Consider the following 15,000-nt stretch of genomic DNA (forward strand, 5'->3'; position numbering starts at 1 on the left):
TCTCTGTTTTTGCTTTTACCGGTTGCCCTGTTACACAGGATATGCCGCCCCGGCAGGAGTGCGACAGGGCCCGGCCCTCGCCTTTCTCTGAAGGGCCGGGAAAAAGAGTCAGGGATCTTTCTCCCCTATGCCGTGACGGTGATGTAGTCTTCCTTTATCTCCCGGCCAGGTGTGGCGTTCTCGCCGTACACGGTGAGGTTGACGTCAAAGCTGCCCGGTGCGGTGTAGGCATGGGCAGGGTTCTGCTCTGTCGAGGTGTTGCCGTCGCCGAAGTCCCAGAGCCACGAGGAGATATTCACGACCGTGCTCAGGTCGGTAAACTGCACGGCCAGAGGGGTCGATCCCGACGTCCTGTTTGCGGTGAAACCGATCGTCCCTGCGGATCCGCTGACATTGATGAAGCCTTCCGCCGATGTGTTCCAGGTGACGTTCTCCGCATCTGTCAGGGTGAGGGTGACGGCAAAGAGCCCCGGTTCATGGTAGGTGTAGATCGGGTTCTGCCGTGTCGACATATAGCCGTCGCCGAAGTCCCAGTACCACGAGGAGATGTTCTCCACCGTGCTCAGGTCGGTAAACCGGACTGTGAGCGGGGCCTCCCCTGCGGTGACGTCCGCGGAGAAGGTCGCCGCCGACGAGGCATTTGTCGGTGTGACGTCTATCAACTCCTCTTTTGTTGCGGTCGATGTCTTGTTCTGTGCATCTGTCACGGTCAGGGAGACATTGTAGAGGCCTGTCCGGGTATAGGTGAACGCCGGGTTCTGCTCCGTCGAGGTGGCGCCGGCGATTCCGAAGTCCCAGAACCATGAGGTGACGTCCCTGACCGTGCTCGTGTCGTTGAACTGCACGGTGAGCGGCGCTGGCCCGCTCGTAGGTTCTGCCGTGAAGTTCGCTGTGTCCTCCCCAGCGAGACGGATCGTCATGTCGACGGCAATGGTTGCGCTCTCCACGGTCTGTTCGAAAGATGCTGTCTGGGGCGCGTAGATGAGCCTGATCTCCTCGTCGTTGCGGAGCGATTTATATGTCGCGTTGTTTGTGATATAGGCTGTCGCGACGTCATAGAACCACCAGATTGTCGTTTCGTTATCCTCCGCACTCACGGCGATGTCGTTGACTTTGTTGACATAGAACCCCCACTCTGCCTCCCAGATTTCATACGAGAAGTTCCCTGCTTCTGCTGCGGCATCGAGTGCTCCGAGCGGGGTGTTGCGGTCGACCTCAACGTCGGTGTCGGTGTTGACCGGCCTGATCGTGAATGTCCCATCAGGGTCGACGGTCACCGGTCCCTCCCAGATCGTGGTCGCCTCTGCCGACGGCACGGCGCCGGACGTCCCGGACTGCAGTGCGCCGTCATCGCCTGGTGCCCTGCTGAGTGAGAGAGGATCGATCTCCTCTGCGGCAAGCGCCCCTGCCGGTAGCAGGGCCGTGCACAGGACGATGAGCAGGACCATACCTGTTATACTGCGTGTACGCATCATTCTCTTCTCCTCTCCCCGGTCAACGGGCCATGGCCTCGTGCCGGTGGATTTCGGGAAGTGTGATACATTGGAAAATATAATAATCCTCGCATTGCGCGGTATATGCTCGCAATGGCAAGGCAGGTCGAAAAAGCAGGCTCAACAGGAATGATATGACTATAACGGCCCTGCGATAGGGCGACATGCCGTCACCGTCCAGCGCCGTGCGCCGACACCTTACGGTCACAGGTTGACCTCGAATCCCTGCGGAAGGCCAGGGAGTGGACCGGGCAGCATCTCAACCAGGGTGTGGAAGATCATAGCACGCGCCTCAGGCCGGGTCTTCCTGGCAGTGCAGGCCCTCATCGCATGACTGGCGAGATGAAGGCGAGTGCCAGAACGGAGAGGACGTGAAGGGTGGCGGCACTACCTTTTGCAGGACCAGTGTCCTCCCCGGCTCTCTGAGGAAATCTTTTAGTACCGGCACCCCCGTAGTATTACATATCATACGGGATGTCCGTGCAGGACACTCCCTGCGATCGGAGGTGGAAGTATGGCAAAACCGATTGAACTTGGGCTCGTCCTGGAGGGGGAGGACGCGAAGCGGTTCCAGGAGTATCTGGACAACCCCACAGACACCGATGACGGCCGCGAGTTGATCCGCGAAGCCGCCATCCTCGCACGTGAGATGCGACTTTGAACACAAAAATACCCATCGAAAAACTCTCTTTTTCTCTTCTCAACGAGGACATTGATGTTTCATCGTTCCAGTGCGGAGAGTCGGATCTGACGGAGTTCCTGATCGAAGATGCCCTTGAGAACCAGAGTGCACGGCTGTCCGTTACGCGGGTCGTATCCTGCGAGGGTAGGGTTGCCGGCTTTTTCACGCTCACCAACGACTGCATCATCAGGAAAGGCATCAACGAAGGCGACGGCGAGGAGTGGTACCCGTATCCGCACTACCCCGCATTGAAGATCGCACGGCTGGCGACACACCAGGAGTATGAAGGTCGGGGGCGTCGGCCGGGCCATGCTGCTGAAGACGGTGGTCATCGCCATGCGCCTCTCCTGCTATGTGGGGTGCCGCATGATCACGGTCGACTCCAAACCGAACTCAGAGGGGTTCTATCTGAAATACGGTTTTCAGAGGGCCCTGACAAAAAAGAAGAAGGATACGATCCCTCTCTATCGTGACTTCTATCGGTCCTACCAGGAGGCCGAGAAGAACATGAGCCCGCCCTTGTCCACCTTTGATGAAAGATTATGACGGGCTGTTTTTTTTACTTTATGAAGCTCCTATTTTAAAAGGGCCATTGAATCCCGGTAAACTGCTTCGGTATTTTCGAGGCGGCTGAGGAGGAACTTAATGGCGATCTTGAATGTCGAAAAACTCCCGGGGAAGAAGGGCGCAGAAGGATTCTTTTGAAAAAGGGCATTAGGAAAGTAGGTATAAGTGCCCCAGCCCGGATTTGAACCGGGGACAACCAGATCTTCAGTCTGGCGCTCTCCCAGTCTGAGCTACTAGGGCGACCACTACATGTTGGTATTTCCGATTAATAAATGATGCGGTTGCCACCGCCGCCCTTTTTATGCCTCTGCTCCCAGAATGTAGGTAATGGTTAGCGTCATCGATGGCAGGAAGACTACAGACGAGGACATTGTCGCCGCGGTCGAGGGGAGGAAGGCCGGGGTTCTTCACCTCACCCACAACGATCTCGACGCCGCCGGGGCCGACGCCGTCCTCAGGATGAAGTACGGGAAGATCACGACGATCTTCTCGTCGGTCGGTCGGTATACCGCGATCCTCGCCCTCATCGCAGGCTGCAAGGGGCGGGGCGACGTCCTCTCGATCAGCGACCTCGGGTACCAGAAGGGGGTCGAGGGTATCGTGAAGAGGGCGACAGGGAATGGCTGGAAGGTCGAGTGGCGCGATCATCACCGCTGGACCGACGCCGAGACCGCGCTCGTCGAACCGCACTGTTCTCTCCTCCACATCGACACGACGGTCTGCGCCACCGGCGTCGTCGCCCGGGATATCATGCCCGGCGACGGGACGGCCGCGGAGGTCGCCAGGGTCGTCTGCGACTATGACCTCTGGAAGAAGGAGGACCCGCGGTCAGACGTCCTCGGTCAGGTGACCCAGCGCCGCCAGCACCTCACCTATGTGCGAAACCTCCTCATGCAGGGAAAGTTCACCGACCGCCGGGTCGAGGGGGTGTATGCCGAGATGAAGGCCGATATGGACGCCGACATCCAGGCGAGCATCAGGCAGGCGAAGATCTACGGGAAAAAATATAAGATCGCCTTCGCCCCCCTCCACGGCTACCCTTCGGAGACGGCCCACGCGATCAGGGACGCCCTCGGGACCGACATCGAGGTGGTCGTCTCCAAAAACGGCCGTTTCTCCATCAGATCCGTGCCGCCGATCAGCCACCTCATCGCCAGGGAGTTCGGCGGCGGCGGCCACCCCAATGCCGCGGGCGGGAACTTCACCTTCTCCCTCCTCGACCGCTTCTTCTTCTGGCTCCTCAAGCGGACCCACCACTTCGACACTCTTGTGACGGTCGCCGAGTCTATTTGAGGATGTAGGCCTCTTCGCGGAGGGCCTTCCACCTCTCCTCCTCTCCCTCCTCTGTGTAGCCCGCGGCCGCGATCTCGTCGGGGTCGAAGTGGCCGGCGGCCGCTATCAGGTCCTCGTGGGCCGGGTGGAGGACGGCGAGTTCGCGGACCTCGTATTCGTCGGCAAGACGCGCGGCCATGGCGATCCCGGCCGGGTCGGTGACCAGCGTCGTCTGGTGTTCGAGCAGGACTTCGAGCAGGGCCCTCTCTCTCTTCAGGGGAAAGAAGCAGACCTTCTTCCCTGCAAGCCCCTCCAGTTCGATCTCCCCGGCTTCCTCCGCGAGGAGCACATGACCGCCTGCACCCGCGTCCCGCATCTCCCGCATCAGGCGGCCGAAGGCATCGACGACCTCCTCCTTCATCTCGTCGTCGTCGCCGTAATACGTGTCCGTGAACCTGAAGAGGGAGGGCGCGGGCAGGGCGAACCAGAGGCCCTTCTGCCGACGGGCAAGCATCCTGACATCCGCGACCGCCTCCTCCGCCCGGACGCCGACCTCCCCGGTCACCGCCGTCCCCTCGATGCCTTCAAGGCAGCCGAGCACGCGCCGCGCATAGAAGCGCCCGCCCGCGCAGGGGATGTCCACGCCCTGCTGGAGGCCGAAAGAGCGCTCTATCTGATAGGCCGTGAGGTCGCCGCCTATCCCCCGCCTCTCCTCTATCCAGGGAGCGAGTTCGTCGACTGCCGGTTTCCCGACCTCAGCCCCGAATGAGCGTGTCCTGACAGCAATCCGCTTCATCGGATAGTGAATCGCCCTCCTCCCATATAGGGATGATCGAAAGGAAAGGCAGATGTGCCGGTGCGGAGAGGGATCTCCATGGACAGCAGGCTCTCTGTCAGGCAGATGGAGCGAAAAGACGTCGACTTCGCCATCACCCTCGCGCGGGATGAAGGCTGGAACCCCGGCCTCCATGACGCCGACGCCTTCTATGCCCAGGACCCCGAGGGCTTTTTCATCGCCGAGGCGGACGGCGACCCGGTCGCCTGCTCCTCGATGGTGCGGTACGGCGACCGCTTCGCCTTCTTCGGCCTTCTCATCGTCAGGCCGGACGTCAGGGGGCGGGGGTACGGTCTTGCTGTTACCAGGGCCGCACTCGCCCATGCAGGAGACCGGACGATCGGCGGCGACGGCGTCCTTGCGATGCAGCAGAAGTATCACGACCGTCTCGGTTTCGACGTCATATACCGGAATATCAGGTACAGGGGGACGGGGGGCGGCACAATGCCCGCCGGTCTGGTGCCTGCGTCCGCGGTCCCCTTCGCCGACCTCGTTGCCTACGATGCCGGCATCTTCTCCGCGGCACGGCCGAAATTCCTCGCGCCCTGGCTTTTGCAAGAGGGCGCGACCGCACTCGCTCTCTCTGGCCGCGACGGCATCGCCGGGTACGGCGTGGTGCGGCCCTGCTTCGAGGGCTACAAGATCGGCCCTCTCTTTGCCGACACTCCCGCCGCAGCGGAGGCCCTGCTCGACGGTCTGCTGGCTTCGGTCCCGGACGCCCCGGTCTTCTTCGATGTCCCCGAACCGAACCCTGCCGCCGTCTCCCTCGCCAGGGCGCGCGGCATGGTGCAGGTCTTCGAGACCGCGAGGATCTACCGCGGCGCCCCGCCTGATGTTCCCCTCGACCGTGTCTACGGCGTCACGACCTTCGAACTCGGCTGAACCGCTCTTTGAAAACCCCTTATGGGGGTTTCCACGGCAAACCCCATTTAAATAATCTATGTATATCTTCACCGCCAAGAGGATACAGATGAGTGGCAAACCGTTGCTGGTGACATGCGGGCTTCCCTACACGAATGGCCCCTGTCATCTCGGGCATCTGCGGACCTATGTCCCTGCCGACTTCTATGTGCGGTATCTCAGGCGGTGCGGTGAGGACGTGGTCTTCATCTGCGGGTCTGACAACCATGGAACCCCGATCGTGATCAGCGCCGAGCAGGAGGGTGCGACCCCCCGTGTCCTCGCGGAGCGCTACCACGCGCACTTCGACGAGACCTTCAAGCGCATGGAGATCACCTTCGACCACTTCGGCATGACAGACGACGCGGCCAATCACCGCCGCGCCCAATCGATGGTGCAGGCCCTGATCGACAACGGCTATGTCTACTCGCAGACGATCCAGCAGAGTTTCTGCACGAAGTGCAACCGTTTCCTCCCCGACAGGTACGTGGAGGGGATCTGCCCGTACTGCGGGGCGGAGGCGCGGGGCGACGAGTGCGACCGGGGCTGCGGCCGCCACCTGGAGCCCGGCGAGATCAAGAACCCGGTCTGCAAGGTCTGCGGGTCGCCCGCGGAGATGCGTGAACAGGAGCACTTCTTCTTCAAGCTCGGCGAGTTCAAGGACTTCCTCCTCACTTATCTCGACGGCCTCTCCGGCACCACGAATGCCCGCAACTATGCCATCGGCTGGGTGAAGGACGAACTCCATGACTGGTGCATCACCAGGACACTTGACTGGGGCGTGAAGTTCCCGGGCAGGAACGACCTGGTGGTCTATGTCTGGGTGGACGCTCCCATCGGCTACATCTCCTTCACCGAGGAGTGGGCCGAGAAGACCGGGAACGACTGGAAGCGCTACTGGTGCGGCGACGGCGAGGTCACCCACTTCATCGGGAGCGACATCATCTACCACCACTGCATCTTCTGGCCCGCCCTCCTCCACGGCGCCGGCTACGGGACGCCCCATGCGGTGGTCGCCTCGGGCATGGTGAAGTTCGAGGACCAGAAGTTCTCGAAGTCCCGCGGCTATGTCGTCTGGACGAACGACGACTACCTGGACCAGGGCCTCCCGGCCGACTACCTCCGCTACTACCTCCTCTCATACACGAGCCACACGAAGGAACTGAACTTCTCCTGGAGGATCTTCCAGGAGCGGGTGAACACCGAGATCGTCAACACTCTCGGGAACTTCTTCTACCGCACCCTCCACTTCGCCCACAAGTTCTTCGGCGGCGTCCCGCCCGGCCAGGCCGACCCGGAGGTCCTCTCCGAGATCGGGCGCTGCCTTGAGGGGCTGGACGTCTCGGTGCGGGAGTACGAGTTCAAGAACGCGGTGGACTCGATGATGGCGCTCGCGGCCTACGGGAACACCTACATCCAGAACAACGCCCCCTGGAAACTGGTCAAGACCGACCGGGCCGCCGCGGAGCAGGTGATCATCAACTGCCTCCAGCTCGCCCGCGCCCTCGCCCTCATCATCGAGCCGGTCATGCCAGACGCCGCGGGACGGGCCTGGGCGATGCTCGGCTATACGGACAGCGTCTCTACCCACCGGATCAGCGAAGCGCTCGAGTCGGTGCAGAGCGGGCCCCTGCCGGCACCCGAACCCCTCTTTGCGAAGATCGAGGACGAGAAGGTTGCCGAACTGGAAAAAATACTGGAAATGCGCGTGAGTGAAGCACGGATGAAAGAGATGAAAGCAGCAGAAGAGACCTCTGAGGTCTCCATCGACGAGTTCGCGGCGATGGACCTCCGGGTCGCCCGCGTCGTCAGCGCGGAAGCGGTGAAGGGTTCGAAGAAATTGTTGAGGCTCATGGTCGACCTCGGCGACGAGCAGAGACAGGTCGTCTCCGGCATCGCCACGTTCTACTCCCCCGAGGAACTTGTCGGGAAGAACGTCGTCATGATCGCGAACCTGAAACCCGCGAAGATCTTCGGGATCGAGAGCCGCGGCATGATCCTGGCCGCGGGCGAAGAGGCCTCCCTTCTCATGCCCCTGCGCGATGTCGCGCCCGGCACGAAGATCCATTAAACTCTTTTTTTCTTGACGTAAGAAGGGCCGCATCCTGTGGGGGAAGAGAACGCCTTTCTCACTCGCCGACCCGGACCCGCACACTGACCGTACCGGCCCCGTCGTCGATCCCGACCTCCCAGATGCCGTTGTAGGGGAAGGGTTCGACGGCGTCGAGGTAGTCGTCGGAGAAGACCATCGCCGGTTCATTGGTGATCCAGTATTCCGGGGTGCCCGCGTTGCCTGTGTCGTACCTGAAGAGGTACCATGTGGTGTTGCCACCGTCTGCGGTGGGCCTGAGGACGCCTCTGCCGACCGTGTGGCCGACACCCCCGGGGTCGGTGAGAGTGACGACCTCCGCGGCGCAGATCCCCTCGATCATGATCGCCGCCCCGTTCCCCGCGCAGACGGTTTCAGCCCGGGGGATCTGCGGGTCATGGGAGGGGGCTGTTGCGATCAGGGGGTATGCGACGAGAACGACGGCTGTAACAAAGACCAGAAGAAGGGCGATTGGCCGCGTGAAAGTCACACAGATGCTTCACGCTCCGGGAATATATGTTTTGTAGAATCGCTCATACGAAGTTTCAGGCGGTTTTCGAAAACCATTTCAGTGGTTTTCATGATGAAGGAGCGGGCCTGGAGGGATTCGAACCCCCGGCATCCGGGTTAGAAGCCCGGCGCTATGTCCTGGCTAAGCCACAGGCCCCTGTGACCACTAGAGTTTGCTCTCTGTAGTTAAGAAAGTTATGAAGGAGGGATCAGATGGCGTGGTAATGCGCCGCCTTTACCGCCTCCACCACGACCGGGCGGCAGATGGAACCGATCTCCACCGACTTCGCCATGGAGTTGCCGCAGTAACTGACCTGGACCCGGGCGGAGAGGCGCTCGCGCTCCTCGTAGTAGACCGGGTGGATATAGTCGATCACCCGCTTCATGTTGATGTTCACCGAGAGCACCCTGACGATGATCCCGACATCGCCGGCCGAGAGGTCTTCGAGGTCGACGCTCGTGAGAAAGAGATGGGTATCGGGACCCGGTTCGAGCGCTGCGACGGAAACGACATTGTTCGTGCTCTGCAGCTCGATGGTCCGCGGTTTTCCCTGTTTGAGTTCGGATATGACCCCCCCTGCTATCCCTGTCAATGCAGTCATTTTCATCGTGCATCACCCGTACATCGGAAGGTTATCTTTTTTCTGGGGCGTCTCGGCGTTCTGGACATCTTCGGCGAGTTTGTGCATCGTCGCCTCGATCTCGGCCGCCTGTTCGAGGAGAGGTTCGACATCGACGTCCAGCCCGTACAGGGTGTTTAGCACCTTCAGCGCCGCCGCCGCCGAGCGGGGGTCGGGAGTGTTCACCGTCTCACCGAGGAACCCGTAGCCAGGGAGATTCCTGATCTTGCACTCGGTGAGGATGCTCCCCGCGATCCCGGAGATGCTCCCCATCGGGAGGATGACGGTCTCGTCCCTGATCCTCTCAAGCATCTCTTCCCGGGTGGCGACGCCGAAGACCCTCTTCTCCGGTTCGTTGGTGACGATGCCCGCGATCGTGATCACTTCCTTCACGGGATACCGGGCGAGCCAGTCGATGATCCCGTTCGCGACCTCGTAGCAGATCATCGGGTGGATCGGGATGTCGGCGACGATAGCCGCCGTCTCCGCCTTCTCATAGATCCTGACCGGGACATTGATGACGCCCTTTGCCATCATGGCGACGGGCGGGAAGTATTTGCTCGTGATATTCCCGATCTGCTCGAACTCCATCTGCTCCACGAGGTATTGCAGGGCAATGCTCCCGACAAGGCCACTGCCCGGGAAGCCCATGAGGACGAGAGGGTTTTCGCCGCTCAGGGGCTTTGAAGTGATTTTTATCTCCGGTTCGGCCGACATCATCTTAAGATACACAGTCGACTAGATAAAGTACTATGCAGGAATATCCGATTAAGCGGGGGTTTAAAGACGGGCTCGGGGAGCGGATGGTCGCCTCCCTCTCGGAGTGCTTCGGCGTGGAGCCGTCGGAGAAGGACGGCCGGTACACCATCTCGTACGGCGCCCTGAAGATGCTTGCCGTCTCCCTCGGCCCGAAGGGGAGCACGGTCCTTGTGGACACGGAGTCGGACCTTGCCGCGGACGACGAGACGATCCTGGACACGAACCGCCGGTTCCGGAAGTACCTCGACGCCGTTACCGGGTACAATTCCAAGGAACGGGCGAAGAAGATGCAGAAGGCCGAGTGAACACTTCTCTCTCTCTCTCTCTCTTCTTCAATCGGTCTGGTCTCTTTAAAAAAGAGGTTTAAGAATTAATTCTGTTTCTTTTTCCAGAGATACCCGCCGACCACGATGCCTGCCCCAATGATGACGATCCCCATGATGGTCCAGGGGATGGCGGGCGTTTCTTCGCCGTCTGGTGCCGGTGTCGCGGTGGTTGTCGGCGTGACGTCGCCGCTCGCCGGGGCTCTGGCCTCGACGAAGAGGGCGAAGGTGCTGAAGTGAGATACCCGGGCGGAGACTGTCTTCTTCTCCCTGTCAACGGTGGTCTCCAGATCTTCCCATGCGCCTGTCTTCGGGTTGTACCACTTCACGGTGAGGGTGGAGATGTCTTCCTTTGCCCAGACTTCCGGCGGGATGGCGAAGGTGAGGGTGATGGCCGGGTTGAAGGTGGCGCTTGCGGGTTCGCAGATGTAGGTATAGCCTGCCGCGACAAACCCTGTCTCTCCGGTGGCCGCGGGTACTTCGGCCGGGGATGCGGGCCTGATGCTGATGCTGGTGAGGGGTGTGCCTTCTGAGGTGCGGGCCGTGGTGCCTTCAGGCACCGAGAGGGTGGCGATCCTGTCCGACGAGACGACGGCGGCGTCCCTGTCCACCGTGCCGGTGGAGGTGGTGGTCAGCGGGGTGGTGCCGACGTCCGGGGACGCCGGGGTCCTGACGTCGGGGAAGACTTCACGGGGGGACGACGGATCGCGGCCGCCACTGCCGCTACTGCCACTTCCTGTGCTGCCGCCCGGCGTGGTGCCGCCGCCTGCCTGTACGCTCAGGTCAATGTTTCCGAGTTCGCCGGGGCTGAAGACTGCGGTTTTTGCAGCTTTATTCCCGTTCACGGTGAAGGTGATGGTCTTGCCGATCACATCCCCTCCTCCCTTGACGACAAGGCGGTCGTCGTCTATTTCAACTCCACCATAGACTCCTGTGCTCTCCGTAGCGAGTTTGCCGTACGATGTACCGTCGATAAATGCTTCGATCACTGTTCCTGCTGGTGCCGGGTTTCCGTTGATGGTTACCGTCCCACTGAACTCCTGGGGGACGACCGGTGTCTCGTTGGCTGCCACGACAGTGCCGATCAGGGCTGCCATAGCGAGGATGAGCACGGTGATTGCTGTTCTGCCTTTCATCATATTCCCTCAAAAATTTAGATGCTGATGGCGGCCAGAGTGCCGCCGGTCCGCATGAAGAGCCAGTATCCCTCTCCGGGGTTGAGATCTCTCTCGTCTGTGTGCGCTCCGCTGCCCCCGTTGATGATCGAGGATTCATAGGCCTGGTCCCTGGCATCGAGGCCGATGAGGATTGCCCATGCATCTCTCACCGATACGAGTGCGTCCTTTGCGGGTGCCGGGCTGATGTCAGAGAAGCCGATGGCGTTCCATCCCGGTATGAGAGCCTTTGTGGGTGCGGTGGTGAGTTTGAGCGTGTCGAAGGTGAGGGCGACGGTCGCGGTGGTGTTGGAGTAGATCCAGATGCCGTCGAGCGGTTTGATCGGGGCACTGGTCTTGAGGACTTCCCAGCCGTTCGTGCCGTCATAGCCGAAGATCGAGTGGCCGGCACAGTCGACGCCGCCGAAGACGGCGACGGTGTCGTTGCCGGGCCCGAGGGTCCTCGGGGTGGAGACGAAGTTCCAGCCCTTGTGGAGGGTGAGGGCCATGCCTTCATCGCTTCCCGGGAGTCCGGTGAGCCTGATCGCGTCGATGCTGCCGAGCTGCTTCTCTGCGGGGACGGAAGGCCCGACGAGTTTGAGAGGCCAGTCCCCTTCTTCGAGTGGTCGGCCGCCAATCTCGTTGGCGAGGATATAACCGTTGTTGCGCTTCACGTCGGCACTCTGGAGCTCGACGTTTCTGTCGTCGGCTGTGCCTGCGATGCCGTCTGGGCCGTAGTCGATGAGGACGATTGTATAGCCGGCGTCGGCGAGGTCGTCGCGGTATGCCCCGGTCCCGTGCGACTGGCCGTCGTCGACCCATCCGCAGAGGAGCCAGAGGGGCATGCCCGACCAGATCTTCCCGTCGTCGGTCCACTCGGCGCTGTGTATGCCGCCGTTACACCCGACGCCGTGCTCGTAGTAGGTGCGGCTCATCTCTTCAGCGATCGCACCGTTGAGGGTGAGGATCCAGTCCTCTCTGGGTGCGGGCAGGATCTCGATAGTGTCGATCTTTGCGACCGACATCCCGGCCACTGAGGGTTTCTTCTCGTAGTAGTGCCAGTAGCGTTCCGGGAGGCACTCGTGCATGTCCCAGTTGCCGAAGATGCCGTCCGGGGCCATGAAGAAGAGGCGGGGGCCGTCACGGTATGCCGGGACTTCACCCTGGTATTCGGTCCACCATGCGATGATGGCTTCGCCCTGCCTGGTCGGCGGATTATAGAATGTGGAGTAGGGGAGGGCCTTCTTATATCCATCTCCCGCGGAGAGTTTGATCTCGTTGCCCTCTTCGGCACCGCCGACAAGGTTGCAGAGGTCGCGCACGGAGGTGCCTTTCACAACTTCGTTGATCTTGCCCGGGTTGGCGTTGACTGTCTCTTCGGCATCCCAGAAGTCGTAGGGTTTGCCCGGATGGGTTTCGTTCCACTCGTCGCTGAAGACCGGGCCCTGGAAGTGGAGTTCGACGCCGTTCTCCCCTCCATAAATCGGGAGGTTCTTCTTCATCCACCGCACGGTGACGGTGGTCTCGTCGGCGATGGTCCTCCCATCTTCTGCATACTTGACGATCCTGATCGTGGGGAGGTCGGCGAGGGCGATGACGGTGACGTTGGCGGTGCCCTGCACGCCGTCGCTCTCTGCGGTGAGGGTCGTGGTGCCTCCGGCGAGGGCTTCGAAGTAGCCGGTGGCGTTCACGCTTCCGACGGTGGTGTTGCTGCTCGTCCAGGTGAAGACGAGGTCTTCCATCGCCTCGCCGGTGTCGTCATACCCTGCTGCCGAGAACTGGAAGGTCTCTTTCTCTTCAAGTTCGGCGTCGGCCGGGGTGACGGCGACGGTGGTAAGCGCAGGTCCTGTGATCTCACCGTCTTTCCACTCGCCCATCATCGGGTACTCGTCCTTGTAGACGCCAAAGGACATCGGTGTGTCGCCGATGCCGTTCTTGTCGCCGTCGATGCCGGTGTATCTACTGTAGTGGTTCCCGACGTAGCCGGTGTACTCGCCGCCGCGGTAGGTGTAGGTCACCTCTTCGGGGGAGTGGTAGGTGTTGCCGGTCAGGATCTCGACAGGACCGAGGAAGGCGTTGGCCCAGATGGTGTTGTTTGCAGAATGATCTTTGATGCAGATCTCGGCTTCTCCGTTGTTCTCGCAGGTGTTGTTGTAGACGAGGTTGCCGGTGACCGTGTCGCGGAGGCTGAGGCCGCGTTTGGTGTTCTCGTGGCAGGAGTTCTCTTCGACGGTGTTGCCGGTGGCGTCGCCGCCGAGGTGGATGCCGTTGTAGCACCCGGCGCAGTCGTTCTTCCTGACGATGCAGTTGTCGAAGCCGACGATCTCGATGCCTGCGACGTGCTCGTCGGTCGGGCCGCGGACCGCAAAGCCTTCGACGGTCACACCGTCGGCGTCGACGTCGAAGACCGGTTTGCCGGTGGTCGCGGCCGTGACGGTCACGGCGCCGGCGCCGTTCTCGGTGCTGATGACGAGGTGTTTGTCCACCAGCACGTTCTCGGTGTAGGCGCCGTCGCGGACGACGATGGTGTCGCCGGCGTTCGAGGCCGCGACCGCATCGGAGATGCTGGTGAAGTCTGCTCCGCTGTCGTCGTCGACATACCGGGTCTGCGGCTCGGGCGGCGGTGCGTAGGCGTCATGCGCCGACATTAACGGTGCATAATCGGTGCCGAGGCCGTTAGGGAGGACGTACGGGGTGTCGATGACGCCGTCGCTGTTGGTGTCGTCGCCGGTGTAGTCTGACCAGAAGTTGCCGAGGTACCCGGTGTGGGCGGTGTTGTTGTAGGTGTAGGTGATGGGGGTGGTGGAGTTCCAGATCTGGGCTGGTGATGTGGTTGAAATCACATCAGCGGCGTTGTCGATGAACTCGTTGAGATAGATTATGTTGTCGCCGCCGGACTTGTAAAATTCAAGCCCTGCTGTGGAAGAGGAACTGAATGTATTATTGACGATGGTGTTGTTTGAAGATGAACCCTTCCCCTGGAGTGTCAATCCGGATCCTGTACTGTTTATGAAGAGATTGTCTGAGACAACACAGTCTACTTTGTCGACCGTAACTGCAGAATATTTTGCAGTGGAATTTCTGACGATGTTGTGAGAAAATGTGGTTTTATTTCCTCTAATATTAAGTGATTCTGTCATCCCGTCAAAGAAGCAACGTGTAAATGTTGAACCACATACGGGATTGGTAGGAGAGAAAGTAATACCAAATGTGCTGTTGGTTACCAATAATCCTTCAATCCACGTCCCGGTTGTATCTGCATCGTAGTGCTCAGTTCCCAAACCAATATATTTACCCCCCCTGCAGTCGATCGTTACCAGATTGGCACCCTCGCCGATGATGGAGAGATGTGGTTTCTGTACGTCAAAATGAGAGTAGGTGCCGTTGTACAGGAAGATTATGTCTCCTGGTTGTGTATCTACGGCTCCTGAAATCTCTGTGTAGTCCCTGATGTTATCGCCGTCATGGAGGTACCATGTCGTCGCCGCCGTCGGTGCGATGAGGAGAGCAAGCAGAATAAGACAGAAAATTCCAATCGTTTTTTTCATGAAAATCACCATAGAAAAGAAAAAAAGGGTTAGTTGGTGTGGTGATGGGTCACCACGAGCTTTACGTAGTCAGTCGAGAGGGTTGATGATGTGTCTCTGTCGGTGGCGCCCTTCTGCTTCGCGAGCACGGTGACGTTGCCGCCGTCGACGTAGTTGCTGATGCTTGAGGTCTCCTCACCGGTGAGCGTGACCTCGCTGCTGCTTGTGCTGCCCTGCAGGAGTTCGTAACTGCTGCCATTCCAGATGTA

At 60.4% G+C, this 15,000-nt stretch carries 14 protein-coding genes and 2 tRNA genes; 6 read left to right on the plus strand and 10 right to left on the minus strand.

Annotated features, from left to right (window positions below; genetic code table 11):
• Positions 1 to 125: 125 nt before the first annotated feature.
• Positions 126 to 1,448, minus strand: coding sequence for a PKD domain-containing protein (locus PHP59_RS03010; RefSeq protein WP_300163372.1), 1,323 nt, complete (start codon positions 1,446 to 1,448; stop codon positions 126 to 128).
• 559 nt (positions 1,449 to 2,007) lie between these two features.
• On the opposite strand from PHP59_RS03010, the gene PHP59_RS03015 reads away from it, so the two are divergent.
• Entirely contained in the window at positions 2,008 to 2,154 is a 147-nt protein-coding gene (locus tag PHP59_RS03015) for a hypothetical protein (RefSeq protein ID WP_300163376.1), read from the plus strand.
• A 303-nt stretch (positions 2,155 to 2,457) separates the two neighbouring features.
• Positions 2,458 to 2,721, plus strand: a complete 264-nt coding sequence (locus PHP59_RS03020) for a hypothetical protein (RefSeq protein WP_300163378.1) — start codon at positions 2,458 to 2,460, stop codon at positions 2,719 to 2,721.
• 187 nt (positions 2,722 to 2,908) lie between these two features.
• Here PHP59_RS03020 and PHP59_RS03025 read toward each other — a convergent pair.
• A tRNA-Phe gene (locus tag PHP59_RS03025) sits at positions 2,909 to 2,982 on the minus strand.
• An 87-nt stretch (positions 2,983 to 3,069) separates the two neighbouring features.
• Here PHP59_RS03025 and PHP59_RS03030 point away from each other — a divergent pair.
• Entirely contained in the window at positions 3,070 to 4,035 is a 966-nt protein-coding gene (locus PHP59_RS03030; protein ID WP_300163381.1) for a phosphoesterase, read from the plus strand.
• Here the strand turns inward: PHP59_RS03030 and PHP59_RS03035 are convergent.
• The gene (locus PHP59_RS03035) at positions 4,028 to 4,810 is read right to left on the minus strand and encodes a hypothetical protein (protein WP_300163384.1); all 783 of its coding nucleotides are present in this window, start codon (positions 4,808 to 4,810) and stop codon (positions 4,028 to 4,030) included. The two genes, PHP59_RS03030 and PHP59_RS03035, sit on opposite strands and share 8 nt — an antisense overlap.
• Positions 4,811 to 4,888: 78 nt before the next feature.
• Here PHP59_RS03035 and PHP59_RS03040 point away from each other — a divergent pair, with 78 nt between their 5' ends.
• Both PHP59_RS03040 and metG read left to right on the plus strand, forming a co-directional pair.
• Positions 4,889 to 5,731, plus strand: a complete 843-nt coding sequence (locus PHP59_RS03040) for a GNAT family N-acetyltransferase (RefSeq protein ID WP_300163387.1) — start codon at positions 4,889 to 4,891, stop codon at positions 5,729 to 5,731.
• Positions 5,732 to 5,819: 88 nt separating this feature from the next.
• The gene (metG, locus tag PHP59_RS03045; protein WP_300163390.1) at positions 5,820 to 7,820 is read left to right on the plus strand and encodes a methionine--tRNA ligase; all 2,001 of its coding nucleotides are present in this window, start codon (positions 5,820 to 5,822) and stop codon (positions 7,818 to 7,820) included.
• Positions 7,821 to 7,878: 58 nt separating this feature from the next.
• Here the strand turns inward: metG and PHP59_RS03050 are convergent, their stop codons facing one another.
• The 4 genes from PHP59_RS03050 to PHP59_RS03065 form a co-directional block, all read right to left on the minus strand.
• A complete protein-coding gene (locus tag PHP59_RS03050) occupies positions 7,879 to 8,328 on the minus strand; it encodes a hypothetical protein (RefSeq protein WP_300163394.1) in 450 nt (149 codons plus the stop codon).
• A 102-nt stretch (positions 8,329 to 8,430) separates the two neighbouring features.
• Positions 8,431 to 8,505 (minus strand) — tRNA-Arg (locus PHP59_RS03055).
• A 52-nt stretch (positions 8,506 to 8,557) separates the two neighbouring features.
• Complete coding sequence (locus PHP59_RS03060; RefSeq protein WP_300163397.1) at positions 8,558 to 8,956, minus strand: DUF473 domain-containing protein; 399 nt, start codon at positions 8,954 to 8,956, stop codon at positions 8,558 to 8,560.
• Positions 8,957 to 8,962: 6 nt separating this feature from the next.
• Entirely contained in the window at positions 8,963 to 9,685 is a 723-nt protein-coding gene (locus tag PHP59_RS03065) for a proteasome assembly chaperone family protein (protein WP_300163419.1), read from the minus strand.
• A 35-nt stretch (positions 9,686 to 9,720) separates the two neighbouring features.
• Between PHP59_RS03065 and PHP59_RS03070 the strand changes: the two genes are divergently transcribed.
• Entirely contained in the window at positions 9,721 to 10,032 is a 312-nt protein-coding gene (locus PHP59_RS03070) for a DUF5611 family protein (protein WP_300163400.1), read from the plus strand.
• Positions 10,033 to 10,097: 65 nt separating this feature from the next.
• Here the strand turns inward: PHP59_RS03070 and PHP59_RS03075 are convergent, their stop codons facing one another.
• The 3 genes from PHP59_RS03075 to PHP59_RS03085 form a co-directional block, all read right to left on the minus strand.
• Positions 10,098 to 11,186, minus strand: a complete 1,089-nt coding sequence (locus PHP59_RS03075) for a hypothetical protein (protein WP_300163403.1) — start codon at positions 11,184 to 11,186, stop codon at positions 10,098 to 10,100.
• Between the two features lie 17 nt (positions 11,187 to 11,203).
• Positions 11,204 to 14,764: a NosD domain-containing protein gene (locus PHP59_RS03080; protein WP_366943714.1), complete on the minus strand. Its 3,561-nt coding sequence runs from the start codon at positions 14,762 to 14,764 to the stop codon at positions 11,204 to 11,206.
• A 17-nt stretch (positions 14,765 to 14,781) separates the two neighbouring features.
• Positions 14,782 to 15,000: hypothetical protein (locus PHP59_RS03085; RefSeq protein ID WP_300163409.1), on the minus strand; the 219-nt coding region annotated here is incomplete at its 5' end.

This window comes from Methanofollis sp. (genome assembly GCF_028702905.1).
Classification (GTDB): domain Archaea; phylum Halobacteriota; class Methanomicrobia; order Methanomicrobiales; family Methanofollaceae; genus Methanofollis.

Bases quoted from the DNA above. Each gene is read 5' to 3' on its own strand.
- PHP59_RS03030 (WP_300163381.1), top strand. From the start codon at position 3,070: ATGGTTAGCGTCATCGATGGCAGGAAGACTACAGACGAGGACATTGTC.
- PHP59_RS03035 (WP_300163384.1), bottom strand. From the start codon at position 4,810: ATGAAGCGGATTGCTGTCAGGACACGCTCATTCGGGGCTGAGGTCGGG.
- PHP59_RS03020 (WP_300163378.1), top strand. From the start codon at position 2,458: ATGAAGGTCGGGGGCGTCGGCCGGGCCATGCTGCTGAAGACGGTGGTC.
- metG (WP_300163390.1), top strand. From the start codon at position 5,820: ATGAGTGGCAAACCGTTGCTGGTGACATGCGGGCTTCCCTACACGAAT.
- PHP59_RS03075 (WP_300163403.1), bottom strand. From the start codon at position 11,186: ATGAAAGGCAGAACAGCAATCACCGTGCTCATCCTCGCTATGGCAGCC.
- PHP59_RS03040 (WP_300163387.1), top strand. From the start codon at position 4,889: ATGGACAGCAGGCTCTCTGTCAGGCAGATGGAGCGAAAAGACGTCGAC.
- PHP59_RS03010 (WP_300163372.1), bottom strand. From the start codon at position 1,448: ATGGTCCTGCTCATCGTCCTGTGCACGGCCCTGCTACCGGCAGGGGCG.
- PHP59_RS03080 (WP_366943714.1), bottom strand. From the start codon at position 14,764: ATGGTGATTTTCATGAAAAAAACGATTGGAATTTTCTGTCTTATTCTG.
- PHP59_RS03070 (WP_300163400.1), top strand. From the start codon at position 9,721: ATGCAGGAATATCCGATTAAGCGGGGGTTTAAAGACGGGCTCGGGGAG.
- PHP59_RS03060 (WP_300163397.1), bottom strand. From the start codon at position 8,956: ATGAAAATGACTGCATTGACAGGGATAGCAGGGGGGGTCATATCCGAA.
- PHP59_RS03015 (WP_300163376.1), top strand. From the start codon at position 2,008: ATGGCAAAACCGATTGAACTTGGGCTCGTCCTGGAGGGGGAGGACGCG.
- PHP59_RS03065 (WP_300163419.1), bottom strand. From the start codon at position 9,685: ATGTCGGCCGAACCGGAGATAAAAATCACTTCAAAGCCCCTGAGCGGC.